Annotated in this window: 25 protein-coding genes; 8 read left to right on the forward strand and 17 right to left on the reverse strand. The window is 55.2% G+C overall.

What is annotated here, in order from left to right:
• Positions 1-59: 59 nt before the first annotated feature.
• The 5 genes from anmK to pdxY all read left to right on the forward strand — a co-directional run bounded on the left by anmK (position 60) and on the right by pdxY (position 4,640).
• Entirely contained in the window at positions 60-1,181 is a 1,122-nt protein-coding gene (gene anmK / locus OOJ60_RS03985) for an anhydro-N-acetylmuramic acid kinase (RefSeq protein WP_205611969.1), read from the forward strand.
• Between the two features lie 93 nt (positions 1,182-1,274).
• Positions 1,275-1,598: a C-type lysozyme inhibitor gene (gene mliC / locus OOJ60_RS03990; RefSeq protein WP_042282791.1), complete on the forward strand. Its 324-nt coding sequence runs from the start codon at positions 1,275-1,277 to the stop codon at positions 1,596-1,598.
• Between the two features lie 58 nt (positions 1,599-1,656).
• Positions 1,657-2,313 (forward strand): pyridoxamine 5'-phosphate oxidase, encoded by a 657-nt coding sequence (gene pdxH / locus OOJ60_RS03995; protein WP_205611970.1) that lies wholly within the window; start codon positions 1,657-1,659, stop codon positions 2,311-2,313.
• A 125-nt stretch (positions 2,314-2,438) separates the two neighbouring features.
• Positions 2,439-3,713 carry a tyrosine--tRNA ligase gene (gene tyrS, locus OOJ60_RS04000; RefSeq protein ID WP_205611971.1) on the forward strand — a complete coding sequence of 425 codons (1,275 nt, stop codon included), beginning with the start codon at positions 2,439-2,441 and terminating at the stop codon, positions 3,711-3,713.
• A gap of 66 nt (positions 3,714-3,779) precedes the next feature.
• Positions 3,780-4,640 (forward strand): pyridoxal kinase PdxY, encoded by an 861-nt coding sequence (gene pdxY / locus OOJ60_RS04005; RefSeq protein WP_042282799.1) that lies wholly within the window; start codon positions 3,780-3,782, stop codon positions 4,638-4,640.
• A gap of 61 nt (positions 4,641-4,701) precedes the next feature.
• Here pdxY and gstA read toward each other — a convergent pair whose 3' ends face one another.
• The 12 genes from gstA to blr all read right to left on the reverse strand — a co-directional run bounded on the left by gstA (position 4,702) and on the right by blr (position 14,963).
• A complete protein-coding gene (gene gstA / locus OOJ60_RS04010; RefSeq protein ID WP_042282800.1) occupies positions 4,702-5,307 on the reverse strand; it encodes a glutathione transferase GstA in 606 nt (201 codons plus the stop codon).
• Positions 5,308-5,412: 105 nt separating this feature from the next.
• Entirely contained in the window at positions 5,413-6,918 is a 1,506-nt protein-coding gene (gene dtpA, locus OOJ60_RS04015) for a dipeptide/tripeptide permease DtpA (protein ID WP_042282802.1), read from the reverse strand.
• Positions 6,919-7,524: 606 nt separating this feature from the next.
• A complete protein-coding gene (gene nth / locus OOJ60_RS04020) occupies positions 7,525-8,160 on the reverse strand; it encodes an endonuclease III (protein WP_060569707.1) in 636 nt (211 codons plus the stop codon).
• Complete coding sequence (locus tag OOJ60_RS04025; protein WP_042282805.1) at positions 8,157-8,855, reverse strand: electron transport complex subunit E; 699 nt, start codon at positions 8,853-8,855, stop codon at positions 8,157-8,159. Before OOJ60_RS04025 ends, nth begins: the two co-directional genes overlap by 4 nt.
• 3 nt (positions 8,856-8,858) lie before the next feature.
• On the reverse strand, positions 8,859-9,479 hold the full coding sequence (rsxG, locus tag OOJ60_RS04030) for an electron transport complex subunit RsxG (RefSeq protein ID WP_042282807.1): 621 nt from the start codon (positions 9,477-9,479) through the stop codon (positions 8,859-8,861).
• Between the two features lie 3 nt (positions 9,480-9,482).
• The gene (gene rsxD, locus OOJ60_RS04035; RefSeq protein WP_042282809.1) at positions 9,483-10,541 is read right to left on the reverse strand and encodes an electron transport complex subunit RsxD; all 1,059 of its coding nucleotides are present in this window, start codon (positions 10,539-10,541) and stop codon (positions 9,483-9,485) included.
• Entirely contained in the window at positions 10,542-12,578 is a 2,037-nt protein-coding gene (rsxC, locus tag OOJ60_RS04040) for an electron transport complex subunit RsxC (RefSeq protein ID WP_205611972.1), read from the reverse strand. It lies immediately after the preceding gene.
• Positions 12,571-13,149 carry an electron transport complex subunit RsxB gene (rsxB, locus tag OOJ60_RS04045; protein ID WP_042282812.1) on the reverse strand — a complete coding sequence of 193 codons (579 nt, stop codon included), beginning with the start codon at positions 13,147-13,149 and terminating at the stop codon, positions 12,571-12,573. Before rsxB ends, rsxC begins: the two co-directional genes overlap by 8 nt.
• Positions 13,149-13,730 (reverse strand): electron transport complex subunit RsxA, encoded by a 582-nt coding sequence (gene rsxA, locus OOJ60_RS04050; RefSeq protein ID WP_042282814.1) that lies wholly within the window; start codon positions 13,728-13,730, stop codon positions 13,149-13,151. The genes rsxB and rsxA overlap by 1 nt, the downstream gene beginning before the upstream one ends.
• A 76-nt stretch (positions 13,731-13,806) precedes the next feature.
• Positions 13,807-14,247 (reverse strand): DUF2569 domain-containing protein, encoded by a 441-nt coding sequence (locus OOJ60_RS04055; RefSeq protein ID WP_042282816.1) that lies wholly within the window; start codon positions 14,245-14,247, stop codon positions 13,807-13,809.
• Between the two features lie 78 nt (positions 14,248-14,325).
• Positions 14,326-14,541 carry a transcription modulator YdgT gene (ydgT, locus tag OOJ60_RS04060; RefSeq protein ID WP_042282818.1) on the reverse strand — a complete coding sequence of 72 codons (216 nt, stop codon included), beginning with the start codon at positions 14,539-14,541 and terminating at the stop codon, positions 14,326-14,328.
• A 296-nt stretch (positions 14,542-14,837) separates the two neighbouring features.
• Positions 14,838-14,963, reverse strand: coding sequence for a division septum protein Blr (gene blr / locus OOJ60_RS04065; RefSeq protein WP_205612151.1), 126 nt, complete (start codon positions 14,961-14,963; stop codon positions 14,838-14,840).
• 241 nt (positions 14,964-15,204) lie between these two features.
• Here blr and OOJ60_RS04070 point away from each other — a divergent pair, with 241 nt between their 5' ends.
• Positions 15,205-16,245 carry an oxidoreductase gene (locus tag OOJ60_RS04070; RefSeq protein ID WP_042282820.1) on the forward strand — a complete coding sequence of 347 codons (1,041 nt, stop codon included), beginning with the start codon at positions 15,205-15,207 and terminating at the stop codon, positions 16,243-16,245.
• A gap of 87 nt (positions 16,246-16,332) precedes the next feature.
• Here the strand turns inward: OOJ60_RS04070 and add are convergent, their stop codons facing one another.
• The 3 genes from add to malX form a co-directional block, all read right to left on the reverse strand.
• Complete coding sequence (gene add / locus OOJ60_RS04075; protein WP_205611973.1) at positions 16,333-17,334, reverse strand: adenosine deaminase; 1,002 nt, start codon at positions 17,332-17,334, stop codon at positions 16,333-16,335.
• Positions 17,335-17,437: 103 nt separating this feature from the next.
• Positions 17,438-18,610 (reverse strand): MalY/PatB family protein, encoded by a 1,173-nt coding sequence (locus tag OOJ60_RS04080; protein WP_205611974.1) that lies wholly within the window; start codon positions 18,608-18,610, stop codon positions 17,438-17,440.
• A 10-nt stretch (positions 18,611-18,620) separates the two neighbouring features.
• Positions 18,621-20,213 (reverse strand): PTS maltose transporter subunit IICB, encoded by a 1,593-nt coding sequence (malX, locus tag OOJ60_RS04085; protein ID WP_205611975.1) that lies wholly within the window; start codon positions 20,211-20,213, stop codon positions 18,621-18,623.
• Between the two features lie 177 nt (positions 20,214-20,390).
• On the opposite strand from malX, the gene OOJ60_RS04090 reads away from it, so the two are divergent.
• A complete protein-coding gene (locus OOJ60_RS04090; protein WP_199957310.1) occupies positions 20,391-21,419 on the forward strand; it encodes a Mal regulon transcriptional regulator MalI in 1,029 nt (342 codons plus the stop codon).
• A 30-nt stretch (positions 21,420-21,449) separates the two neighbouring features.
• On the opposite strand, the gene OOJ60_RS04095 is transcribed toward OOJ60_RS04090, so the two are convergent.
• Positions 21,450-22,952, reverse strand: coding sequence for a YdgA family protein (locus OOJ60_RS04095; RefSeq protein ID WP_205611976.1), 1,503 nt, complete (start codon positions 22,950-22,952; stop codon positions 21,450-21,452).
• A gap of 101 nt (positions 22,953-23,053) precedes the next feature.
• Positions 23,054-24,229, reverse strand: coding sequence for a mannose-6-phosphate isomerase (gene manA, locus OOJ60_RS04100; RefSeq protein WP_060569716.1), 1,176 nt, complete (start codon positions 24,227-24,229; stop codon positions 23,054-23,056).
• A gap of 216 nt (positions 24,230-24,445) precedes the next feature.
• Here manA and fumB point away from each other — a divergent pair, with 216 nt between their 5' ends.
• Entirely contained in the window at positions 24,446-26,092 is a 1,647-nt protein-coding gene (gene fumB / locus OOJ60_RS04105) for a class I fumarate hydratase (RefSeq protein ID WP_205611977.1), read from the forward strand.
• The last annotated feature ends 62 nt before the right edge of the window (positions 26,093-26,154 follow it).

Here is a 26,154-nt window from a genome sequence, read left to right on the forward strand (position 1 = left end):
CATTGCCCGCGGGTTTATGATGGAGTGTGACGCAAAGTCAGGCTTAATAAGGAACAGGTATGAAATCGGGCCGCTATATTGGCGTGATGTCAGGCACCAGCCTCGATGGTGTTGACGTGGTACTGGCGACGATAGATGACACAATGGTGGCGCAACAGGCGAGCGTGAGCTGGCCGATGCCCGTCGCGCTTAAACACGCGATTCTCGACATTTGCCAGGGACAGCCCCTGACCCTTTCCCGGTTAGGCCAGCTTGATGTGCAACTTGGCCAACTCTTCGCTGACGCGGTTAACGGACTGCTTGCTCAGGAAAAGCTTCGCCCTCAGGACATTGTGGCGATTGGCTGTCACGGGCAAACGGTATGGCATGAGCCGACGGGCGCATTCCCGCATACGATGCAGATAGGCGATAACAACCAGATTGTGGCGCGCACCGGTATCACGGTGGTGGGCGATTTTCGCCGTCGGGATATCGCGCTGGGCGGACAGGGCGCGCCGCTGGTCCCTGCTTTTCACCAGGCGCTGCTGGCGCATCCGACGGAGCGGCGAATGGTGCTCAATATCGGCGGAATCGCCAATCTTTCGCTGTTGATACCGGATCAGCCGGTGCGCGGGCATGACACCGGGCCCGGCAATATGCTGATGGATGCCTGGATCTGGCGGCAGTGTGCGAAGCCATATGATAAAGATGCTGAATGGGCGCGCGGCGGAACGGTAATCATTCCTCTGCTGCAGGCGATGCTCAGCGATCCGTGGTTCGCGCTGCCTGCGCCGAAAAGTACCGGGCGGGAGTATTTCAACTATGGCTGGATCGAACGTCAACTGGCGTCCTTTCCCGGCGTGAAAGCGCAGGACGTACAGGCGACGCTTACCGAGCTGACTGCGGTGACAATTTCTGAACAAGTGTTGCTGAACGGGGGTTGCGACCGTCTGATGGTGTGTGGCGGAGGAAGCCGCAACCCGCTGCTGATGGCGAGGTTGGCTGCGTTACTGCCGGGAACGGAAGTGACCACCACCGATACCGCGGGCGTCAGCGGTGATGATATGGAAGCGTTGGCTTTCGCCTGGCTGGCGTGGCGAACGGTAGCCGGACTGCCGGGTAATTTACCGTCGGTGACCGGCGCGCGCGAAGCGAGTGTGCTGGGCGGGATTTTTCCGGCTAACCCGCGAACTCAGAGTTAACTGAATTTTTCTGGCGGCGTCTGACGTTACAATCGGAACATTAGGGAGGGTATTTTCACCCTCCATGACCAGGAAAGTCTTCAGGATACGGCTATGAAAAAACTCTTACTCCTCTGCCTTCCGCTTATGCTGTCAGGCTGCAGCGTCTATAACCAGTTTGTCGAGCGGATGCAAACGGACACGCTGGAATACCAGTGCGACGAAAAACCGCTAACCGTTAAATCGAATAACACCCGCCAGGACGTTAGCTTTATTTATGATAATAAGCTGCTGACTCTCAAGCAGGGCGTATCAGCCTCCGGCGCGCGGTACACCGACGGCATTTATGTTTTCTGGTCGAAGGGCGACAGCGCCACCGTTTATAAGCGCGACCGCATCGTGTTGAATAACTGTCAGTTACAAAACCCGAAGCGTTGAGATTTTCAACAGGGCGGCGCACAATAGCGCCACCCACTGACAATCCGTAGCGAACACCATGTCTGATAACGACGAATTGCAGCAAATCGCGCACCTGCGCCGTGAATACACAAAAGGTGGCCTGCGTCGCCACGATCTCCCCGCTGAACCATTAACCCTTTTCGAACGCTGGCTGGCTCAGGCATGTGAAGCCAGACTGGCCGATCCCACCGCGATGGTCGTCGCTACGGTCGATGAAAATGGCCAACCGTACCAGCGTATCGTCCTCCTCAAGCACTATGATGAAAAAGGGCTGGTCTTCTACACCAACCTCGGAAGCCGCAAAGCGCATCAAATTGAAAATAATCCGCGCGTCAGCCTGCTGTTCCCGTGGCATATGCTGGAACGTCAGGTGATGGTTATCGGTCAGGCAGAACGGTTGTCGACGCTCGAAGTGATCAAGTATTTCCACAGCCGTCCGCGAGACAGCCAGATAGGCGCCTGGGTCTCTAAGCAGTCCAGCCGAATTTCCGCTCGCGGGATCCTCGAAAGCAAATTCCTTGAGCTGAAACAGAAGTTCCAACAGGGCGACGTACCGCTGCCCAGCTTCTGGGGCGGATTCCGCATCAGCATCGAGCAAATGGAGTTTTGGCAGGGTGGTCAGCACCGTCTGCATGATCGCTTTCTCTATCAGCGGGAAAATAACGCGTGGAAAATTGATCGGCTCGCCCCGTAAACCCCGAAAATGTTGTTTTAAGCGCTAGCGCTGCGTGCCCCGGCGCTTTATTCTATAGAGCTTTCGCGTCTGGCGAAAAGTCGTGTACCGGCAAAGGTGCAGTCGTTTTATACATGGAGATTTTGATGGCAAGCAGTAACTTGATTAAACAATTGCAAGAGCGGGGGCTGGTAGCCCAGGTGACGGACGAGGAAGCGTTAGCAGAGCGACTGGCGCAAGGCCCGATCGCGCTCTATTGCGGCTTCGATCCTACCGCTGACAGCTTGCATTTGGGGCATCTGGTTCCCTTGTTATGCCTGAAACGCTTCCAGCAGGCTGGTCATAAGCCCGTCGCGCTGGTTGGCGGCGCAACGGGTCTGATTGGCGATCCGAGCTTCAAAGCCGCCGAGCGTAAACTGAACACGGAAGATACCGTTCAGGAGTGGGTAGACAAAATCCGTAAACAGGTTGCGCCGTTCCTCGATTTCGACTGCGGCGACAATTCCGCCATCGCAGCGAACAACTATGACTGGTTCGGCAACATGAACGTGCTGACCTTCCTGCGCGATATCGGTAAGCATTTCTCCGTTAACCAGATGATCAACAAAGAAGCGGTGAAGCAGCGCCTGAATCGTGACGATCAGGGTATCTCGTTTACCGAGTTCTCCTACAATCTTCTGCAAGGTTACGATTTTGCCTGCCTGAATAAACTTCACGGCGTGACGCTGCAAATTGGCGGTTCGGACCAGTGGGGCAACATTACTTCCGGTATCGACCTGACCCGTCGTCTGCATCAGAACCAGGTGTTCGGGCTGACCGTTCCGCTGATCACCAAAGCCGACGGCACCAAGTTTGGTAAAACCGAAGGCGGCGCAGTGTGGCTGGATCCGAAGAAAACCAGTACTTACAAATTCTACCAGTTCTGGATCAACACCGCCGATGCCGATGTGTATCGCTTCCTGAAATTCTTCACCTTTATGGATATTGAAGAGATCAACGCGCTGGAAGAAGAAGACAAAAACAGCGGCAAAGCGCCTCGCGCCCAGTACGTGCTGGCTGAGCAGGTGACGCGTCTGGTCCACGGTGAAGAAGGTCTGGTGGCGGCGAAACGCATCACCGAGAGCCTGTTCAACGGGACGCTGAGCGATCTGAGCGAAGCGGACTTCGAACAGCTTGCGCAGGACGGCGTTCCGATGGTTGAGATGGAAAAGGGCGCAGATCTGATGCAGGCGCTGGTGGATGCCGAGCTGCAGCCTTCTCGCGGTCAGGCGCGTAAAACTATCGCCTCGAACGCGATCACCATTAACGGCGCAAAGCAGTCCGATCCGGAGTATGTCTTCGCGGAAAGCGATCGTCTGTATGGCCGCTACACGCTGCTGCGTCGCGGCAAGAAGAATTACTGTCTGGTGTGCTGGAAGTAACAATAAGTCAGCAGGGGCGTGGGAAACTACGCCCCTTTCTTTTTTCAGGGTTGTGGTAAGCAAAAAATGAAGAATATCCTCGCCATCCAGTCCCATGTGGTTTTTGGACATGCTGGCAACAGCGCTGCGGAATTCCCAATGCGCCGCCTCGGCGCCAACGTCTGGCCCCTCAATACGGTACAATTCTCTAATCACACGCAGTACGGCAAATGGACGGGGTGTGTTATGCCACCGTCGCATCTGAGCGAAATTGTGCAGGGTATCGCCGATATCGATCAGCTCAAACGCTGTGATGCAGTGCTGAGCGGTTATCTGGGATCTGCGGAGCAAGGTGAGCATATTCTGGGGATCGTCCGCCAGGTGAAAGCGGCGAATCCGGCGGCAAAATATTTTTGCGACCCGGTCATGGGACACCCGGAAAAGGGCTGCATCGTGGCGCCAGGCGTCGCTGAGTTTCACGTTCGTCATGCGCTTCCCGCCAGCGACATCATTGCGCCTAACCTGATTGAGCTGGAAATCCTGTGCGAACATGCGGTGAACAGCGTAGAAGACGCTGTCGCGGCAGCCCGTGAGTTAATCGCGCAGGGTCCACAGATTGTTCTGGTGAAACATCTGGCGCGCGCAGGCTTCAGCATGGAGCGTTTTGAAATGCTGCTGGTAACGGCAGAAGAAGCCTGGCACATCAGCCGTCCGTTGGTCGATTTCGGCACGCGCCAGCCGGTGGGGGTTGGCGACGTCACCAGCGGTTTGCTGTTGGTAAAACTGTTGCAGGGAGCAACCCTTCAGCAGGCGCTGGAACATGTCACCGCGGCGGTGTATGAGATTATGATCGCGACCCGGGAAATGCAGGAATATGAACTGCAGGTGGTGGCGGCGCAGGATCGTATCGCCAGACCAGAGCACTATTTCAGCGCGACCCGCTTATAAGCGGTTGTCGTAACGTAGGCCGGGTAAGCGTTAGCGATACCCGGCTACACAGCCAGTCCGGCTATTTCAACCCTTCCGCCTTAAGCGCCGCGGCAATGGCCGGTCGTTCTGCCGCTCGCTGCATATACCCTGCAATATGGTTTAAGCTCGCCATATTCAGCTTCACCGCACTTGCCCAGCGCAGTACGGTAAAAAGATAGGCGTCGGCAATGGTAAATCGCTGACCGCAAATCCACTGACCCTCTTTGAGTGATTCATCGACGTATTGCAGTTTTTTCTCCAGCAAAGCGCGGACGGCGGGTTTGTACTCTTCTGGCGTATCCGGGCGAAACAGCGGGGTGAAGCCTTTGTGCAGCTCAGTAGCGATATAGTTAAGCCATTCCAGCGTTTTATAACGTGAAATACTGCCCACCGGCGCCAGCAGTTGGCGATCCGGCACGCTGTCTGCGAGATACTGCATGATCGCCACGCCTTCCGTCAGCAAAGTGCCATCGTCAAGCAATAGCGCCGGAACTTGCCCTTTTGGGTTAACCGCGAAAAAGTCATCGCCGTTTTCCAGCCGCTTTTTCATTAAGTCCACCCCTTCAAGGGTGAAATCTTTGCCGCTCTCGCGAAGGGTAATGTGGGAAGCAAGAGAACAGGCGCCTGGCTTATAGAACAGTTTCATCGGTTACTCCTTTCAACTGAGGTTTACCGTATCCTAGTGCGAGAGCGAACAAAAAAAAAGCCGCTAACGCAAAGTTAGCGGCTCTCGTTTGTGTTTCCCAACGTCTTACGCGGTAGCGGTTTTAGACGCTTTCTGGTCGTTGTTGTCGTCCAGGGTCATGCGGTTCAGCTTCGGCGCAGTAAGCAGCATCAGCGCTGCGATAACGGCGGTAGCCACACCAATCTGCAGGAAGACGCGACCGTATACTTCGAGAGACATCAGCGGGTCGGTAACGTTTTCTGGTACAGCCATCATGTTCGCGACGTAACCGCCGATGATATTCGCGCCAGCGGTCGTCAGGAACCAGCTCCCCATGATGAAGCCCATCAGACGCTGCGGAACCAGTTGCGCCACCATCGCCAGACCCAGACCGGAGATCATCAGTTCACCGATACTTTGCAGGCCGTAGCAAATAATCAGCCAGTTAACGGAGACGATGCCTGCGTCGGTGGCGAATTTCGCACCCAGCGGCAGCACGAGGAACGCACCGGAGCACAGCACCATACCCAGCGCGAATTTCATCGGCATCGGCAGGGTGTCGCCCATTTTGTTATAGATAGCGGCGAGGATCGGGCTACCGATGATGATCCAGAACGGGTTCAGCGCCTGATACTGTTCCGGCTCGAACGCGATACCCAGAATGGAGTGCTCAACGTTACGGATCGCGAAGAAGTTCAGCGAGGTTGGCATCTGGCTGTACAGAACGAAGAAGATGATCGCTTCCAGCATCAGAATGAAGGCGACAATCATTTTGCGGCGTGCCGCGCCCTGCATGGAAAAGGCTTCTTTCGCAAAAATAATCACGATACCGAGGGCGATCACGCCCAGCGCCATGCGCGCGATTTCCTGGTTGTGAAGCAGCCAGGTCGCAACGGCGATCAGCGCGACAACGCCAACAATGGTCAGCAGCAGGTTGCGATAGTTGACAGGCTCGAAGTCAGGTTTCGAACCGTAGTTTTTCACCCAGCGCTGGCAGAAGGCGAAGTTAACAACGGTGATCAGCATACCGACAACGCTCAGTGCAAACGCGGTGCTCCAGCCGTAACGCGCAGCCAGCCATGGTGTCGCAAGCATGGAGAAGAATGAACCGATGTTGACGGACATGTAGTACATGGTAAATGCGCCATCAAGACGCGGGTCATCTTTGGCATAGCAGGTAGACAGCAGGGAAGACGGGTTGGCTTTAAACAAGCCGTTACCCACTGCAATGGCTGCCATCCCCATATAAACGATCCCGGCATCGTGACCGGACCAGGCGACCAGCGCATAACCAATAGCCAACACGATCGCACCAAGCATAATCACGCGCTTGGTGCCCAGTACTTTATCCCCTAACCAACCACCAATGGCGACCAGACCGTAAACCAGGGCGCTAAAGGAGGAGAACAGGGTGATAGAATCCGCTTCAGACATACCCAGTTGTTTAACCAGGTAAACGGCCATGATCCCTTGCAGGCCGTAATAACCAAAACGCTCCCAGAGCTCAATCGAGAAGATGAGATAGAACGCTTTCGGTTGTTTGAAAGCGTTCAGACTGACGCTTTCCGTTGGTTTATTGTTTGCAGTAGACACTTATACCTCTTTTTTTACATCCCATATTAACGGGGGTGTTCTGTCACGTGATGCGTCTTACGCAGCCGTGAAATTGTTATAGTGGGAGGGGAAACGGCAAGTAATGTTCACTATCTTGCACTTTCAGACAAGTCCTTTGTAATAATCTGTTACATATATCTGAAGTGGTGAATTCATCGGGCATGAGAAATGTTATCCAGCGTTAAATTTCTTTAATCGTAAAAAGGCAGATTTTTACGCTAATGAAGAGGGCGTGAAAGGGGTCTGTGGCAATATGTTCTGCTATTTGACGATTAAGGCAGTGATATAGGCCAATATCTGAAAAATAGCCAGTGTATTGTATTGTCAATAAAAGTTTTGAGCGGGGCATTTGCAGCTGAATTTAACCAGAATGAATAAAATAATTTACATAGGGTTATCAGTTTGATCGCGATCACAATTGGATAGAAATTTTTGCTATCAAAAAAATGATTAACCTGGATAAGTGTTTAAACACCCGCATATTCCATTAGGGTCTGGATGTCAGGCGATAGGATTGTCGGTAACGAACCGCACATGGAGAGGATAACAAAGGGTTATGACGGGGCGGGCTGACGCCCCGGTCGGTCAAAAGTCGACTTTGTCTTTGTATTCGCAAAGATCTTCAATAATGCAGGAGCCGCAGCGCGGTTTACGCGCAATGCAGGTGTAGCGGCCATGCAGAATCAGCCAGTGATGGCAGTCAACTTTAAACTCTGCGGGAACCACTTTCAGCAGCTTTTCTTCTACCTGCTCAACGTTTTTACCTGGCGCGAACTGGGTTCGGTTACAGACGCGGAAAATATGCGTATCTACGGCGATGGTGGGCCAGCCAAATGCGGTGTTAAGCACGACGTTAGCGGTCTTGCGACCAACGCCCGGCAGAGCTTCCAGCGCAGCGCGATCTTCGGGTACTTCACCCTGATGTTTTTCCAGCAAGATACGGCAGGTTTTGATGACGTTTTCGGCCTTGCTGTTAAACAAGCCGATTGTCTTGATGTATGACTTAACGCCCTCCACGCCAAGCGCGAGCATGGCGGCAGGGGTATTGGCGACCGGGTAAAGCTTCGCGGTGGCTTTATTAACGCTCACGTCGGTGGCCTGGGCCGACAGCAGGACCGCGATCAACAGTTCAAAAGGCGAATTGAAGTTCAGTTCCGTTGTCGGGTGCGGATTGTTGTCACGCAAGCGGGTTAAAATTTCCAGCCGTTTCGTTTTGTTCATGAGGCATTCCCTGTTTCGCCAGAGGGCAGTTCCGTTGCGACCGCCACGCTGGCGCGGCGTTTTTTCATTTTCTCGTCAATAAGGTATTTCACTGCCAGCATCAGGCCAAGCCCAATGAAGGCGCCCGGCGGCAACATCGCCAGCAGGAAAGGGGAATCGGTGTGGAAAATTTCAATCCGCAGCACTTTCGCCCAGCTTCCCAGCAGGCTGTCCGCGCCGTCAAACAGTGTGCCGTTACCGAGGATCTCACGCAGTGACCCCAACACGAACATCGCGCCAGTGGCGCCCATGCCGATAGCGAAACCGTCAAGCGCCGAAAGCGCCGGTCCTTTCTTCGCCGCAAAAGCTTCCGCGCGGCCCACCACGATGCAGTTGGTCACGATAAGCGGAATAAAGATGCCTAACGACTGGTAAAGGCCATAGGCATAGGCGTTGATCAGCATCTGCACGGCGCTCACTACCGACGCGATGATCATGACATAAATCGGGATACGAATTTCCGCTGGCGTCCAGCGGCGCAACGCTGAAACGGTCAGGTTGGTGAGCGTCAGCACCAGCGTAGTGGCAAGTCCCAGGCCCAACGCATTGGTTGCCGTTGAGGTCACCGCCAGCAGAGGGCATAAGCCCAACAGCTGAACCAGCGCGGAGTTGTTTTTCCATAACCCCTGGACAATAACGTCTTTGATTTCGCTCATGGTCTATTCTCCACAGGCGGGAAGGTGTGAAAGTTGCGCGGGCAACGTTTGTGCATAAAGTCCAGCGCGCTTCACGGCGTTAACCACTGCGCGAGGCGTAATGGTCGCGCCAGTAAACTGGTCAAAGTCGCCGCCATCTTTTTTTACTGCCCAGCGACTGTCGTTTGCGCCCTGGATCGATTTACCGCTGAAATGCGTGATCCAGTCTGACAAGCGCCGTTCGATTTTATCGCCCAGCCCTGGCGTTTCGTGATGTTCGGTAACCCGCGTGCCTAAAACCGTGCCGTTGAAGTCTGCGCCAACCAGCAGTTGAATCGCGCCGGAGTAACCATCAGGCGCCGTCGCTTCCATTACCGCCGCGACGGGAGTGCCGTTTTTCTCGGCGATATAAACGCGGTGCTCGCCTTTCCCCAGCGCCGGGGCGCTAACGATGAAACAACGGTTCTGTAGCTGATTGTTATAGCGATCGGCGGGCAGCACCTGATCAAAAAGCGCTTTTTGCTGGAGAGCGGCCTGCTCGTCGATGGTCGTTTTGGTCATCATATTGATGGCGGCGGTCAGTCCGGTTGAGCCTGCTGCAAACAGCGCCAGCGTGATGCCATGTTTACGAATCGTTTTCAGCATGGATTATCCTTTGCGATGGCCATACACCCGCGGACGGGTGTAATAATCGATCAGCGGAACCGTAATATTCGCCAGCAGCACGGCGAAGGCTACGCCATCCGGATAACCGCCAAAGCTGCGGATGAGCCAAACCAGCAGCCCCGCAAGCGCGCCGAACACCAGACGACCCCGATTCGTGGTCGAGGCCGTTACCGGATCGGTCAAAATAAAGAACGCGCCGAGCATGGTCGCACCGGAAAGCAGGTGGATTGACGGTGAGGCCAGGGCGTCGGGGGCGAAAAACCAGCCCAGCGTTGCGCAGACACTTAACGAGAGCAGAAAGCTGACCGGAATATGCCAGCGAATCGCTTTTTTCCACAGCAACCAGACACCGCCAGCCAGCCATGCAAGATTGACCCACTGCCAGCCCACACCCGCAAACGCGCCGCGGTAAATAGGGTATTGCTGGATCTGGTCAACAGAGCGCCCCGCATGCAGCGCAGTTTTAAAGGTATCCAGCGGCGTGGCCTGACTGATCCCGTCAATGCCCATCCGCAAGCTATTCATATCGTTACCGCTGGCGGTATGACCGGTCAGGATCACCTGAAGCGCATCCAGCAGGCCTGGCGATAGCGCGGCAATCTCATGTGGCGGTAGCCAGCTTGTCATCTGAACGGGGAAGGAGATGAGCAGGACAACGTAGCCAATCATTGCCGGGTTAAACGGATTCTGACCCAGGCCGCCATACAGCTGTTTGGCGATAATCACGGCGAAAACGGTACCGAGCACCCCCATCCACCAGGGGGCCAGCGGCGGAATACTGACGGCCAACAGCAATCCGGTCAACACAGCGGAATTGTCTTTTAAAACGGACAGAACCGGCTGTTTACGCAGTCTGAGCACCGCGGCTTCTGCGAGAACGGCGCTGATGCCTGCAAGCACAATCTGAAAAAGCGTGCCCCAGCCAAAAAACCACAGCTGTGCGGCAATACCCGGTACGGCGGCGAGTAAAACCAGCAGCATAATGCGTGATGTCTGACGCTGGTTATGCGTGTAAGGAGAACTTGCGATTCTGAATACCATTTATTCCTCGTTGACAACCTGCTGCTGAGCGGCTTTTTTGGCTTTCGCGCGGGCAATGGCGGCTTCAACCGCCGCTTTACGCGGATCGACCGGTTCGGCGGGCGCGGCCTGTTCGTCCGTTGCCTGCTGTGTCAGCTTACGCGCTTTCGCGCGGGCAATGGCGGCTTCAACCGCCGCTTTACGCGGGTCCACCGGTTCGGCGGGCGCGGCCTGTTGGTCCGTTGCCTGCTGCGCCAGCTTACGCGCTTTCGCGCGGGCAATGGCAGCCTCAACCGCCGCCTTACGCGGGTCCACCGGTTCGGCGGGCGCGGCCTGTTCGTCCGTTGCCGGCTGTGTCAGCTTACGCGCTTTCGCGCGGGCAATAGCGGCTTCGACCGCCGCTTTACGCGGGTCGGTATCCGTGGTGACACTATTTTCCGCCTGTTTTGCGCGCGCCTGAGCCTTACGCGCTTCCCGGGCGGCAATGACCGCGCTGTTATCCGGTTTTTCCCCGGCCTGGATGATAACCGGCTGAGTTGCCTGAGCTTGTTTTTGTTTCACTCGCGCAAGGGCGGCAGCGATGGCGTCCTGGTCTTTCGCCGCTGGCTGGACCGCCGCTTTTTTATGGCGCTCAAGGCGTGCCGCTTTTTCGCGTTCCAGACGCGCCTGACGTGCTTCAAATCGCGCTTTGGCTTCCGCCGCCCGTTTTTCTTCCTGGCTTATTGCGTTCAGTTCGGCTTTTTCCTGACGGAAATATTGCACCAGAGGAATATTGCTCGGGCATACCCATGCGCAGGCGCCGCATTCAATGCAGTCAGCAATGTTGTGTGCGGTGGCTTTATCATGCTGCTGCCCTTTACTGAACCAGTAAAGCTGTTGCGGCAGTAGATCGGCCGGGCAGGCGTCCGCACAGGCGCTGCAGCGAATACAGCCTTTTTCTTCCTGGGGGTCGCCCATTTCGGTTGCGGAAGGCGCCAGCAGACAGTTAGTGATTTTGACCACCGGCACATCGAGCCAGGGCAGAGTGAAGCCCATTAGTGGGCCGCCCATGATCACCATTTGATCGGCTGAAGGGCAGAATCCCGCGTCGTTCAGAAGATGACGCACCGGCGTACCCAGTCGCGCCCAGACGTTGCCGGGGCGACTGACGGCTTCGCCTGTCAGCGTCACCACGCGTTCGGTAATGGGTTCACCATCAATTACCGCACGTTTAACGGCATAGGCGGTACCGACGTTTTGCATCAGCACGCCGATATCGGAGGAACGACCGCCGTGGGGCACCTGTTTGCCGGTCAGGATCTGGGTAAGTTGTTTCGCGCCGCCTGAGGGATATTTAGTGGGGATCACGCGCAGGGAGATGTCATGAGCGTCGGCCAACACGGCGCGCAACATCGAAATGGCCTGCGGTTTGTTATCTTCAATACCAATCAGAACCTCGCGTGGCTGGAGGATATGCGCAAGGATGCGGATCCCCTCGACGACCTGCGCGGCACAGTCCTGCATCAGGCGATCGTCAGCGGTAATGTAAGGTTCACATTCCGCCGCGTTGACGATCAGCGTTTCGATTTTATCACCGCCGCCCTGCAGTTTTACGCCGGTTGGGAAGCCCGCGCCGCCAAGACCCGCAACGCCATACTGGTGGATGCGGGTGATTAATTCTTCGCGACTATGCGAGGTGTAATCCGACCAACCATCACGCTCAATCCAGCGGTCTTCGCCGTCGGCATCAATGATCACGCTCAGTTCAGCGAGGGCGGAGGGATGGGCGGTGGAGTGCGGGGCAATTGCCGCTATCGTACCGGAGGTGGGCGCATGTACCGGCAGCATTTTTCCGCGCCCACGGGTTAACGGCTGTCCCCGCAATACGTGCTCACCGACAGCAACGCACAGTTCGCCCTCGGCGCCAATGTGCTGTTTTAGGGGAATAACGAAGCGCTGCGCCAGGGGGACCTGACGCAGCGGCGTTCCGTTGGACTGCGATTTCATTTCTGGCGGATGAATACCGCCATCGAAATCCCAGATCTTATTTTTTCTGAAAGCAGAGAATAACTTAAGCATGTTGTTCCACGGGGATAATGCGCACGGGGATCGTGTTTAAATCCCACTTCCAACTGTCAGGCGTCTCGGCGACCGGGCGCAGTTCGATACACTGTGTCGGGCAAGGATCGACGCAGAGATTGCAGCCGGTACAGAGATCGCTCATCACCGTGTGCATGGCGCGCGTCGCACCGACAATCGCGTCAACAGGGCAGGCCTGAATGCACTTCGTGCAGCCGATACAGTTGGCTTCATCAATTACGGCCAGCATACGCACAGGCGCAATGGCCTGTTCATCGCCGTCTATCGGCTGCGGATCGACATTCAACAGTTCAGCGATTTTAAGCATCACCGCTTCGCCGCCGGGCGCACAGCGGTTGATTTTCTCACCCTGGCTACCGATAGCTTCAGCGTAGGGACGACAGCCGGGGTAACCGCACTGCCCACACTGGCTTTGCGGTAAAATTTCATCAATTTTTTCGACGACCGGATCATCTTCCACCGCATAGCGGCGGGAGGCATAGCCCAGAATGGCGCCGAACACCAGGCCCAGCAGGCTCAAGGCGGCAACGGCAATCCAGAAAGCATTCATTACAACTTCACCAAACCACTAAAGCCCATAAAGGCCAGAGACATTAGCCCTGCCGTGATCAACGCAATCGCGTTACCGCGAAAGGGGGCAGGGACATCCGCCACGGCGAGGCGCTCGCGAATGGCGGCAAACAGCACCATGACCAACGAAAAACCGACGGCGGCGGAAAATCCGTACAGCGCCGACTGTAAAAAAGTGTGACCAAGGTTGATATTCAGCAGCGCGACGCCCAGTACGGCACAGTTGGTGGTGATCAACGGTAAGAAAATCCCCAACAGGCGATAAAGCGCCGGGCTGGTCTTACGCACCACCATTTCGGTGAACTGGACAACAACCGCGATAACCAGAATAAAGGCCAGCGTGCGCAGATAAATCAGATTGAGCGGAATCAGGATCCAGGTATCAATCAGCCATGCGCAGATCGAGGCCAGGGTCATCACGAACGTCGTTGCGAGGCCCATCCCCATGGCGGTTTCCAGTTTTTTGGACACCCCCATAAACGGACAAAGCCCCAGAAACTTCACCAGTACAAAGTTATTGACCAGCACAGTTCCGATAAACAGCAGCAGGTAATCAGTCATTTTTCGGCCTGAAATAAAAAAGCCGCCTATTATCTGACAATCTACAGCAGGCGACAACAGGTTAACTGTATGGTTATTACGGGTTCACGAAAGTCGATTTCACGCGCGCAGAGCGTTTGAAATAGGGCACCAGCAGTGCTGCCGCCAACAGCGGAAACAGCAGTTGACGTACGGCAAGAGCATCGGGCACGGGCGAAAAGGCAAAGGATTTGATCGCCAGCAAAACCGACACCAGCAACCAGACAATATAGTGCTTTGGCACACAACGTCTGCGCTTAAAGAAAGCAATCGTCAACCACAGGGTGTAATACCACATGGCGATCGCGGTAAGAAAAGAAACGCCCCATAAAACCAGATTGCCCCCGCTTTGTTCTGACAACATTCTGAACGTTTGCGGCGTTGCGAGCGCCGTAGCGTAAAGAAAAAGGGCCAGCGAAGCACTTAACAACGCGACTAAAAGCCAGGCCAGTGGGCCAAGTAACCAGCCTCCAATGCGTTGTGCCGGGGTTGTGGTCATAAAATCTCCGGAATTGCCAGACGTACCGTTCTTTTTGGGGCGGTTATTATAAAGCTTTTGCTGGCAAGCGCTACTTTCTTATTGGACGTAACGCCAGACGGACTTTGGCACCTGACCCACATCAAACAGTCGACCGCCGGATACCAGTTCCGCGCGACGGTGATCGGCAGCGCGATACATATTGATGATGTCCCGATCGTCGGTAAGCGTGTAATGGAGATGGTCGAACAACTTTTCCAGACTTTCAAGTGAACTAATTTTGCGGAATTTTAATAAATAATCCTGAACGGTCATAAACAGGGATCCCTAATATAAAAATAATGCCTATTGAGTTGCGAACGTAAAAAAAATAAACAAACGATCCCTGACCAGGTCGCCCGGGATACCAATGCAAAATAAGTGATTTCTTAACAGCTAAAGCCGTGCCAGACGGCACTGGCCAGAAGGTTATCCTGCTTCATTGAAACTGGCAATATGCGCAGGCGCGGTAAGCGGCAGATTTACCTTTTTCAGATACTTTTTCAGCCTTTTCTGTATTTAAAAGCCCGTTTCTGAACGCCAGACGACGCAAGCCGCCTGGCGGGAGAGCATCATTTTTTCTGAACGGCTGCGGTTTGCTCTGGCGGCTGGTAATTATCAATATGATTAGCCACGCCCAGTAGCACCACGGAAAATGCAAGAACCACCCAACCCGTTAATTCGATAATACGATTGATCACTGACGACATTTGCTTTGATTTATCCTTAAACACAGACGGCGAATTTTACTTAGCGAAAGTTAAGCCAGCAAGGGTTTCGGGAACGGTTTCAGTCACTTTATTACCCCGGACGCCGCTTAAATGACGGTTGTTTGACTTAAGTTAACTCTTCGCCTTTCTGCTGCGGGGCGAAGTAAACTATTGTTAGACGATTATGGATAGTGTGAAATGGTCACAGACTGAAACGAGAGGCAACATGATGAGTGACAATATCCGCGTAGGATTGATTGGCTATGGATACGCCAGCAAGACGTTCCACGCGCCGTTAATTGATGGTACACCCGGTCTGGAACTGGCCGTCATTTCCAGCAGCGATGCAGCCAAGGTGAAGGCGGACTGGCCTGCCGTGGCCGTTGTCTCTGAGCCAAAGCATTTGTTTAACGACCCCAATATTGACCTGATTGTCATTCCCACCCCTAACGACACCCATTTCCCGCTGGCGAAAGCCGCACTGGAAGCCGGTAAGCACGTGGTGGTTGATAAGCCTTTTACCGTGACACTGTCACAAGCTCGCGAACTGGATGCGCTGGCGCGCAGCTTTGGACGGGTGCTTTCCGTCTTTCATAACCGCCGTTGGGACAGCGATTTTCTGACCCTGAAAGCGATGCTGTCAGAGGGCGTGCTGGGGGAAGTGGCCTATTTTGAGTCTCACTTTGACCGCTTCCGCCCGCAGGTCCGCGATCGCTGGCGCGAACAGGGCGGGCCAGGTAGCGGTATCTGGTACGATCTGGCGCCGCATCTGCTGGATCAAGCAATCAACCTGTTTGGTCTGCCGGTCAGTATGACCGTCGATCTGGCGCAACTGCGTCCGGGGGCGCAGTCAACCGACTATTTTCACGCCACGCTCTCTTATCCCCAGCGCCGGGTGATTTTGCATGGAACGATGCTGGCGGCGGCGGAATCGGCGCGCTATATCGTACACGGTTCGCGGGGGAGCTATGTGAAATATGGCCTTGACCCGCAGGAAGAGCGGCTGAAAAACGGCGAGCGTCTGCCACAGGAAGACTGGGGCTACGACATGCGCGACGGCGTGCTTACCCGCGTGGAAGGCGAAACGCGCGTCGAAGAGACCTGGCTGACCGTTCCGGGGAATTATCCGGCGTATTACGCCGGAATCCGCGACGCGCTGAACGGTAATGGAGAAAACCCGGTACCTGCAAGCCAGGCGATTCAGATTATGGAATTGATTGAGCTTGGTATTGAGTCGGCTAAACACCGTTCGACGCTGAGTCTGACGTAAGAGCTATCTGCCCGGCGGCGCTATCGCCCGCCGGGCAGGCTTATGCAGTAGGCCGGATAAGGCATTACCGCCATCCGGCACCGTCCTTTACGCTGCCGCCACTTTTTCGCGCAGCGCCTGTTTTTCCTGCGCACTCAGAAAAGCGATTTCCAGACCGTTGATCTGCGCCTGGCGAATTTGTTCACGCGTCAGACCCGCAGCCGGCGCCGCGACGGTATATTCATGAATAATATCTACGCCCTGTACTGCCGGATCGTCGGTGTTCAGACTGGCCAGTACGCCATGCTCAAGGAAAGTTTTCAGCGGATGCGCCGCCAGCGATGCCACGGTGCTGGTCTGTATATTTGATGTCAGGCAGGACTCAATTCCGATGCGCTGCTCCGCAAGAAAGTCCATCAACGCAGGATCCTCAACGGCTTTCACGCCGTGTCCGATGCGCTCTGCGCCCAGCTCACGAATTGCCTGCCAGATGCTTTCCGGGCCCGCGGCTTCTCCCGCATGAATGGTAATGCGCCACCCGGCGTCACGGGCCCGGTTAAAATGCGACAGGAACAAACTGCCCGGAAAGCCCAGTTCATCTCCGGCGAGATCCAGCGCGGTGATCTGATCGCGGTGCGCCAGAAGCGCCTCGAGCTCTTGCAAACAGGCGGCTTCGCCAAAAGTGCGGCTCATGATGCCAATCAAACGCGCCGACACGCCGAAGGCTTCGCAACCTTCGCTTACACCCGCGATGACCGCTTCCACCACGCCCGCGATCGGGAGGTTATGCGTCATGGCCATATAACCCGGAGAAAATCGCAGTTCAACGTAGTGCAGGCCATTTCGGGCGGCATCTTCAATGTTCTCGAACGCCACGCGGCGGCAGGCCTCCAGGGAGCCTAATACTTTGACTCCCCAGTCCAGCTTAGAGAGGAAACTGACCAGATCGGGTTCCGTCGCGGTCACCTGAACATGGGGGATCAGCGTGTCGAGCGTCTGGGCTGGAAGCGTCAAATTGAACTGGCGACCAAGGTCGAGGATGGTCTGGGCGCGGATGTTGCCATCCAGGTGGCGATGAATGTCAGTTAACGGCAGGGAAGTATCAATCATGGTCGCACTCATTATTTGAATAGAAAAGTGCGCGCTATTATAAAAACAAATCCCGATGAAAAGCTATGTTGCGCAATGATTAATTTCATTGCGCAACGGTGCGTTAGCGGACGGAACGAATCGCCTTTATCAGACCGGAGACGCCTTGTTCAAGTTTCGAACGCGGGCAACCGGCATTTAAACGCACAAAGCCGCGACCCTCATCGCCATAGGTAAAGCCGGGCATAATGGCGATTTTTTGCTGATGAATAAGCGCAGACTGTAACGCATGATCATCAATCTTCAGCGAACGCAGATCGATCCACGCCAGATACGTTGATTGCGGCGGTTGCCAGGCCAGTTCCGGAAAGGCGCCGTTAAGCGTATTGGCAACATAACGCAAATTATCCTTCAGGTAACCGCGAAGCGCATCCAGCCAGGGCGCGCCTTGCTCGTAGGCTGCGATGTGCGCGGTCAGCGCCAGGACGGCAGGCGACGAGAGACCATCGCGACCTTTTAGCGCATTGAGATAACGAGTGCGGCTCTGTTCATCTTGTATCAGGCCATACGCGCCAGTAAGCGCCGGAATATTGAAGCTCTTCGAGCCGGAGGTAAACAGCGCCCAGTTGCCGTTCGCCACGTTGCACCAGGGAATGTGCGGCTGTTCTCCCCACACCATGTCCATATGAATTTCATCGGAAATAACCCGAACGCCGTGGCGCTCGCACAGCGCCGCCATGATCTCCAGTTCACCGCGCGTCCAGACTTTACCGGTCGGGTTGTGCGGGCTGCACAGCAACAGAATTTTACTCTCCGGTCGCGCCAGCGCCGCTTCCAGTTTATCCCGATCGCAGATCCATCCCGCACGGGGGTTTTCCAGGGCGACGGGAATCACGGTGCGCTGATTGCCCTCTATGGCTTTGTAAAAAGCGTCATAGGCAGGCGTATGGACAACCACGCCGTCACCCGGCGCGGACCACTGGCGAATTAATTCCGACACCATATAGATCACCGAGGGGCCATACACCAGCGAACCGGTGTCGATCGCGGTGTTGTGTCGTTGATCGAACCAGGAGGCGATGGCGCCGAGAAACGCATCATTTTGCCAGCGGCTGTAGCCCAGTACGCCGTGAGCGAGGCGCTGGTGCAGCGCCTCCAGGATACAGGGCGCCGTCGCGAAATCCATATCGGAAATGGTAAACGGCAGCAGATCGGCAGAACCAAAACGGTCGGCAACGTAATCCCATTGGGTGCACCAGGTCCCATGCCTGTCAACAACGGTTGAAAAATCGAACATAGCGTAGCCCTTATGCCTGAACGGTATTCATCAGACCCGCCATTTCGTCTTTCACCGACTGAACCTGCGGACCAATGACCACCTGCAAATTATGCTGATTCAACTGAACCACCCCAATGGCGCGGTTGTCCTTGAGCGCCTGGACGTTCACAATCGACATATCCTTCACCGACAGACGCAGGCGGGTGATGCAGTTATCGAGGCTGACGATATTATCGGCACCGCCCAGCGCCGCCAGAATGGCTGGCACATTATAGCCCGATTTACCCGGCGCGCCGGCAACGGCTTTTTCTATCGTGCTGGCGATGTCACTGTCGCGACCCGGCGTTTTCAGATTAAAGCGGGTGATGGCGAAGCGGAAAATGACGTAGTACACCGCGAACCAGATAGCGGCTACCACTGGCACCAGATACCACTTGGTCGACAGGCCGTGCAGAATACCAAACACGACAAAATCGATAATATTGCCGTCAGTGTTGCCGATGGTCACGCCCAGCACCGACATAATGGTGAAACCCAGACCCGTCAGTAACGCGTGAATCACATACAGTACCGGGGCAACGAACAGGAATAAAAATTCCAGCGGTTCCGTGGTGCCGCCCACGACGCACGCGATCAGGCCAGAAATCAACAGTCCTTTGATTTTATGGCGATTTTCAGGCCGGGCGCAGTGATACATCGCTAATGCGGCTCCCGGTAAGCCACCGAGGAACGCGGGCATTTTACCCTGTGAGAGAAAGCGGGTTGCGCTTTCAGAGAACCCCTGTGTGGTAGGGCAGCTCAACTGCGCCTGGAAGATAGTCAGGGCGCCGCTCACCGTATGACCGCACACTTCCTGGGTACCGCCTGCGTCGGTAAAGCGAATCAGCGCAACCAGAATGTGATGTAAACCAAACGGTAACAACAGACGTTCGCCGGTACCAAACAACATAGGGCCAAAGTCGCCCGCGCTGTTAATCATATGACCGAGTCCGCTGATGCCCATCGCAAATACCGGCCAAACCAGTGGAATGACCAGACCCACCAGGCCCATAACCACGGAAGAGATAATCGGCACAAAGCGGGTCCCGCCGAAGAATGCCAGCGCATCCGGCAGACGAATATTGTGAAAACGTTCGTGCAGCATCCAGACGATAATACCGGCGATGACCGCGCCGAGGATCCCGGTGTCGATGGACGGGATCCCGAGGATATTCTGGATGTTATTGGCTTTCAGCACCGCCGGGTCGGTGGCGGGCAGAATGCCTTTTGCGGTTAGCCAGAAGTTAACCGCAAGGTTCATCACCGCATAGCCGACGAAACCGGCGAACGCGGCGACGCCTTTGTTTTCGCGCGCCAGACCTAAAGGAATCGCGATGCAGAACATGACCGGCAGGAAGCTAAAGGCGAATGAGCCGACTTTGCTCATCCAGGTGAAGATCGCCTGCAGGACCGGATTGCCCAACGCCGGAAGCAGAGTCAGCACATCGTGGCTGCTTAGCGAACTGCCGATGCCCAACATAATGCCGCAAAACGACAGTAAAGCGACGGGCAGCATGAAGGTTTTGCCCAACTGCTGGAAAAATTCCCATAACGTGATTTTGGGTACTGTTTTTGCCGTCATCTAACGACTCCTTGTGAAAATCCATCGGTAATGCGTAAATTTGAGCGGAAAGATAAAACGTTTTACCTTATTTTAGTGCGGCGAAAGTCACATTATCGAAGGATAATAGGGCGTATAAATATAAGTGATTGATAAAACGTTTTATCTGTCACGTTAGCAGGGGAGTTTGTTGTTTCCATGGCTATAGCCAAAAAAATCACTATCCACGATGTGGCGCTGGCGGCGGGGGTGTCGGTCAGTACGGTTTCGCTGGTGCTCAGCGGTAAAGGACGTATTTCAACCGCCACCGGCGAGCGCGTCAATGCGGCGATCGAAGAACTGGGCTTTGTGCGCAACCGTCAGGCTTCCGCGCTGCGGGGAGGACAGAGCGGCGTTGTTGGGCTGATCGTTCGTGATTTATCCGCCCGGTTTTACGCGGAGCTTACCGCGGGCTTGACCGAAGCGCTGGAGTCGCAGGGACGGATGGTCTTTCTGCTGCATGGCGGACATGACGGCGAACAGCTGGAACAGCGTTTTACGATGTTACTGAATCAGGGTGTCGATGGGGTGATCATCGCCGGCGCTGCGGGGAGCAGTGAGACGCTACGCGTGATGGCGGAAGAAAAGGGCATTCCCGTGGTGTTTGCCTCCCGCGCCAGCTATCCCGACGACGTGGATACCGTGCGCCCCGACAACATGCAGGCGGCACAGTTGCTGACGGAGCATCTCATCCGCCACGGCCATCAGCGTATTGCCTGGTTAGGCGGGCAAAGCTCTTCTTTGACCCGTGCCGAACGCGTGGGCGGCTACTGCGCCACGCTGTTGAAATATGGTCTGCCGTTTCACAGTGACTGGGTGCTGGAGTGCGCCACCAGCCAAAAACAGGCGGCTGAGGCCATCACCACGTTGCTACGACGAAATCCGACCATCAGCGCCGTGGTCTGCTATAACGAAGTGATCGCCATGGGCGCGTGGTTTGGCCTGATGCGCGCCGGTCGCCAGAGCGGCGAGGTCGGCGTCGATCGTTACTTTGAACAGCAGATTTCACTGGGGGCGTTTGCCGACGTTCCGGAAAACGCGCTGGATGATTTGCCTATTGTTTGGGCCACAACGCCGGCGCGCGAAATGGGGTATTCCCTGGCGGAACGCATACTGCAACGCATCGGCCATGATGACGGACACACCCGTAACCAGACGTTATCGGCGCGGCTGGTGATACAAAAATAAACCCCTCAGACGAGGGGTTCAGAGTGGGCCTTACGGCTGCGTCGGTGCGTCTGGCACCGGCAATGACGCCATGCCGAACAAGCCGACAAATTCTTCCAACGGCATTTTATTCCCGTTCAGCGTCACCTGGCCGTTAGCGTACTGCAGGCTGCTGCCAATGGTGTTGTCTTCCAGGGTGGTCACGCGGAACATCTGCCCCATGGCTGACAGACCTTTGACCTGCTGTGTAGCCAGTTTTTCCGCCTGCTCCTGCTGGTAACCTTCCAGTTTGGCAATCTGCGTCATGAACTCAACGGCCATATCCATGGGGATGGCTAATTTGCCGTCAAGTGATTTCACCGAACGGTCGACTTCATCGGCCAGCGTTTTCGGCTCGCCCTGCGCGGTTGCCGGGTCTTTCAGGAACAGGGACAGGTTGAAGGTGGTTTCACCTTTTGCGTTTTTCCAGCTCAGCGGCGCGACCGTCACCACCGGTTCACCTTTCATCAGCAGCGGCAGGGCGCTGAAGAACGCCTCGGTCACTTTCTGCTGATAGAGTTCCGGGTTATCTGCGATTTCCGGCTGTGTCAACAGCGCCTGGGTTTGCGCATTATACTGCTGGCTAAACTGATGCCATGCTTCGCCGTCTATCTGGCCCACTTTCAGCGTCAGCTTACCGCTACCCAGATCCTGATTCTGCACTTTCAGGCTGTTAAGCGAATAATCCAACTGGCTGTTAATGGTTTTGCCGTCGTTGACCAGATCGGTTTTGCCGTTAATTTCCATACCTTCGAGCAGCGCCATCTCTTTGCCTTCTACAGAGATCGCCATTTTATCGAGGGTCAGTTTCTGATCGCCAACGCGCTCGCCGAAGCTCGCGAGGGTGCTGGAACCTTCGGTCTTAAGATTGTTGAAGGTGAACTGAACCTTCTGACCATATTCGTTTACTGCGTTCACCAGACCACTCTGCGCTTCACCGGAAAGCGACACCTCTTTGCCTTCTTTGTCGGCGTTGAAGATGAAATCGCCGCCGCTAAAGGCAACTTTATCGGTCTCATTTTCGTAATTCAGCGGCTTCACCGCCATCACCGAACGCGTATCGCCGCTGTAGCTTATACGGGAGTTGATCTCAAAGGGGGCTTCACCTTTGGCGAGATCAAACAGCGGCTTGCTGACCTCGTTATTTTGCAGGGTGGTTTTCACCGAGGCCATTGACGGGATGAGATTCAGGGTTTTTAACTGCGCGAAGGGGAAAGGACCATGATCGACAGACTCATTGAAAACCACGCTCTGGCCCGCTTTCAGCCACGGATTTTCTTTGCCGGCAACCGGCTTAAGCACCAGTTGCAGCTGGCTGCTGAACACGCCGCGCTGATAGTTTTGATAGCCAAGTTCCACATTCGCCTGCGGCGCGCTGCGCTTAATTTGCTCATTGGCCTGACTGACCATCTCAGAAAGATGGGTTTCCAGCTTCTTACCTGTGTACCATGCACCGCCCGTCCAGACGATACCGAGTGCGACGATGACACTCGCAGCTACCAGCGATTTTTTCATATTGTTTATCCATAAAATGAAACCAGGCAGCCCGGGCCGCCTGGAGAACGCAAAGACCTCTTACTAGCTTAGCAAGAGTTGTTAAAAAATTCAGTAAGTTGCTAGAACTTGTTGTAGACCCGCGCTAAACGGCCCACGCCACTGGCCATGATCGGCGACTCCGCAGCGCTGATGAACGCAGACTCGCCGGGCTTCAACACCAGACGTTGCTCGCCTTTGCTGAGCACAGCTTCGCCTTCCACGCAGAACAGAATCGCCGCGCTTTGCTGCGCGACGGGCGTTTCCTGCGCGGACAGGTCGTGCAACGAGAAGGCGAAATCATCTACCGGAATAGGGAAGTCCAGTTCCGCACCGTTTTTCTCCGGCGTTGTTAACAACTGGTTGGCTGGCTTAGCGTCGAATCTGACGTTGGCGACCAGTTCCGGAATATCGATATATTTTGGCGTCAGTCCGGCGCGCAAAACGTTATCAGAATTGGCCATCACTTCCAGCGCCACACCCTGCAGATAGGCATGCGGCGTTTCAGCGAACAGGAACATGGCTTCTCCCGGATTCAGTTTCACCACGTTTAACAGCAGCGGCGAAAACAGGCCGCTGTCATCCGGGTAAAACTCGGCGATAAGACGAATCGTCTGCCACGGTTCGCCTTGCTGATTTTCCAGAGCGGCTTTCAGAATCGCCAGCGCGCGGGATTTTTCTTCCCCCTGCATATTCAGCAGACCGGCGAACAGTTCACTCAGCCGTTCAGCATTGGGGTTTTCCAGAAAATGCGCGATAGCGGTGTGAGCGCCAGCGACCGGTTGCAGCAGGGAGACGATCTCAGAGAACTCGCGAAATGCGTTCATCGCCAGGAACGGCGTCAGGGCAAAAACCAGCTCTGGCTTATGGTTCGGATCCTTGTAGTTGCGCTCGGCGGCATCCAGCGGGATCCCGGCGGCATTTTCCCGGGCAAAGCCTGTTTCAGAATTACGTTTGTTCGGATGCACCTGAATGGACAGCGGTTGTGCGGCGCAAAGGACTTTAAACAGGAAGGGCAGCTCTCCAAAACGCTCAGCAACCGCATCGCCCAGCAGGGTGGATTTATGCTTTTCGATGACGTCACGTAGCGACACGGTTTGGCCGTTAGCATCAACCACCTGAGAGCTGCTTTTTGGGTGCGCGCCCATCCACAGCTCCGCCATCGGCTGCTGCTGCGGGTTAGCTATGCCGTAAAGCTCCGTCAGCGCCGTTTTACTGCCCCACGCATAGTTCTGCACCGAGTTGATAAGTTTTTGCATTTCAATGCCCTGTTTCAATTTTAAAATGAGGTGGAAATGAATGCGGTTATTAAACCAAGAAACCCGCGGGATGTAACCTGTGCACGCAAAAAGTCGTACTTGTCTCAGTTTTTGTTAAAAAATTGTGTAGGATAGTGTAACTCGCTTTTAACGAGGGCAAAGGAACATCTGCCCTGAAGCCTAAGATAATCAGACCGAGCAGTAAGTGAGAGATCAATGTCAAACAAACCCTTCTTTTATCAGGATCCTTTTCCCCTTAAAAAGGATGATACCGAATACTATCTGCTGACCAGTGAACACGTTTCCGTGGCCGAATTTGAAGGACAAGAGATCCTGAAAGTCGCGCCACAGGCGCTCACGCTGTTGGCGCGCCAGGCCTTCCACGACGCCTCGTTCATGCTGCGCCCGGCGCATCAGCAGCAGGTCGCCGATATTCTGCTTGACCCACAAGCCAGCGAAAACGACAAGTACGTTGCGCTGCAGTTTCTGCGTAACTCCGACATCGCCGCGAAAGGCATTTTGCCGACCTGCCAGGACACCGGTACAGCGATTATTGTCGGCAAAAAAGGGCAACGCGTGTGGACTGGCGGCGGCGATGAGGCTGCGCTGGCGCGCGGGGTGTATAACACCTATATCGAAGATAACCTGCGCTACTCGCAGAATGCCGCGCTGGACATGTATAAAGAAGTGAATACCGGCACCAACCTGCCAGCGCAGATTGACCTTTATAGCGTGGATGGCGATGAGTATAAATTTCTCTGTATCGCCAAGGGCGGGGGATCGGCGAATAAAACGTATCTGTATCAGGAAACCAAAGCGCTGCTGACGCCGGGTAAACTGAAAAATTATCTGATCGATAAAATGCGCACGCTGGGCACTGCGGCCTGCCCGCCATACCACATCGCGTTTGTTATTGGCGGCACGTCTGCCGAAGCAAACCTGAAAACCGTCAAACTGGCCTCTGCGAAATATTATGACGCGCTGCCAACGGAAGGAAATGAACACGGTCAGGCTTTCCGCGACGTTGAGCTGGAAAAAGAGCTGCTGGTGGAAGCGCAAAATCTGGGGCTGGGCGCGCAATTCGGGGGCAAATATTTCGCTCATGATATCCGGGTGATTCGTCTGCCGCGTCACGGGGCGTCCTGTCCGGTGGGGATGGGGGTTTCCTGTTCCGCGGACCGTAACATCAAGGCGAAGATTAACCGCGATGGGATCTGGATCGAAAAACTTGAGCATAATCCGGGTAAATATATTCCCGAGGCGCTGCGCAAAGCAGGCGAAGGGGAAGCGGTGCGCGTTGACCTGAACCGCCCGATGAAAGATATACTGGCGCAACTGTCGCAGTACCCGGTTTCCACGCGTCTGTCTCTGAACGGAACCATTATTGTGGGGCGTGATATCGCCCATGCCAAACTGAAAGAGCGTCTGGATCGGGGCGAAGGCTTGCCGCAGTATGTGAAAGATCATCCCATCTATTACGCCGGTCCGGCGAAAACGCCGGAAGGGTACGCATCGGGCTCGCTCGGCCCAACTACCGCAGGTCGGATGGATTCTTACGTCGATCAGCTTCAGGCCGCCGGCGGCAGCATGATAATGCTGGCGAAGGGGAACCGCAGCCAGCAGGTCACCGATGCCTGTCACAAGCACGGCGGTTTCTACCTCGGCAGTATTGGCGGCCCGGCGGCGGTGCTGGCACAGGGCAGCATCAAGAGCCTCGAATGTGTGGAATACCCGGAACTGGGCATGGAAGCGATCTGGAAGATCGAAGTGGAAGATTTCCCGGCCTTTATCCTGGTGGATGATAAAGGAAATGACTTTTTCCAGCAGATTCAGACGTCGCAGTGCGCACGCTGCGTGAAATAACGTCAGCCGCCCTACGGGGCGGTTTTTTTTCGCACGAACCACCAAACGACGGTTACGTCATC

Origin of the sequence: Citrobacter sp. R4, from assembly GCF_026719175.1 — a bacterium.
GTDB lineage: Bacteria > Pseudomonadota > Gammaproteobacteria > Enterobacterales > Enterobacteriaceae > Citrobacter_A > Citrobacter_A sedlakii.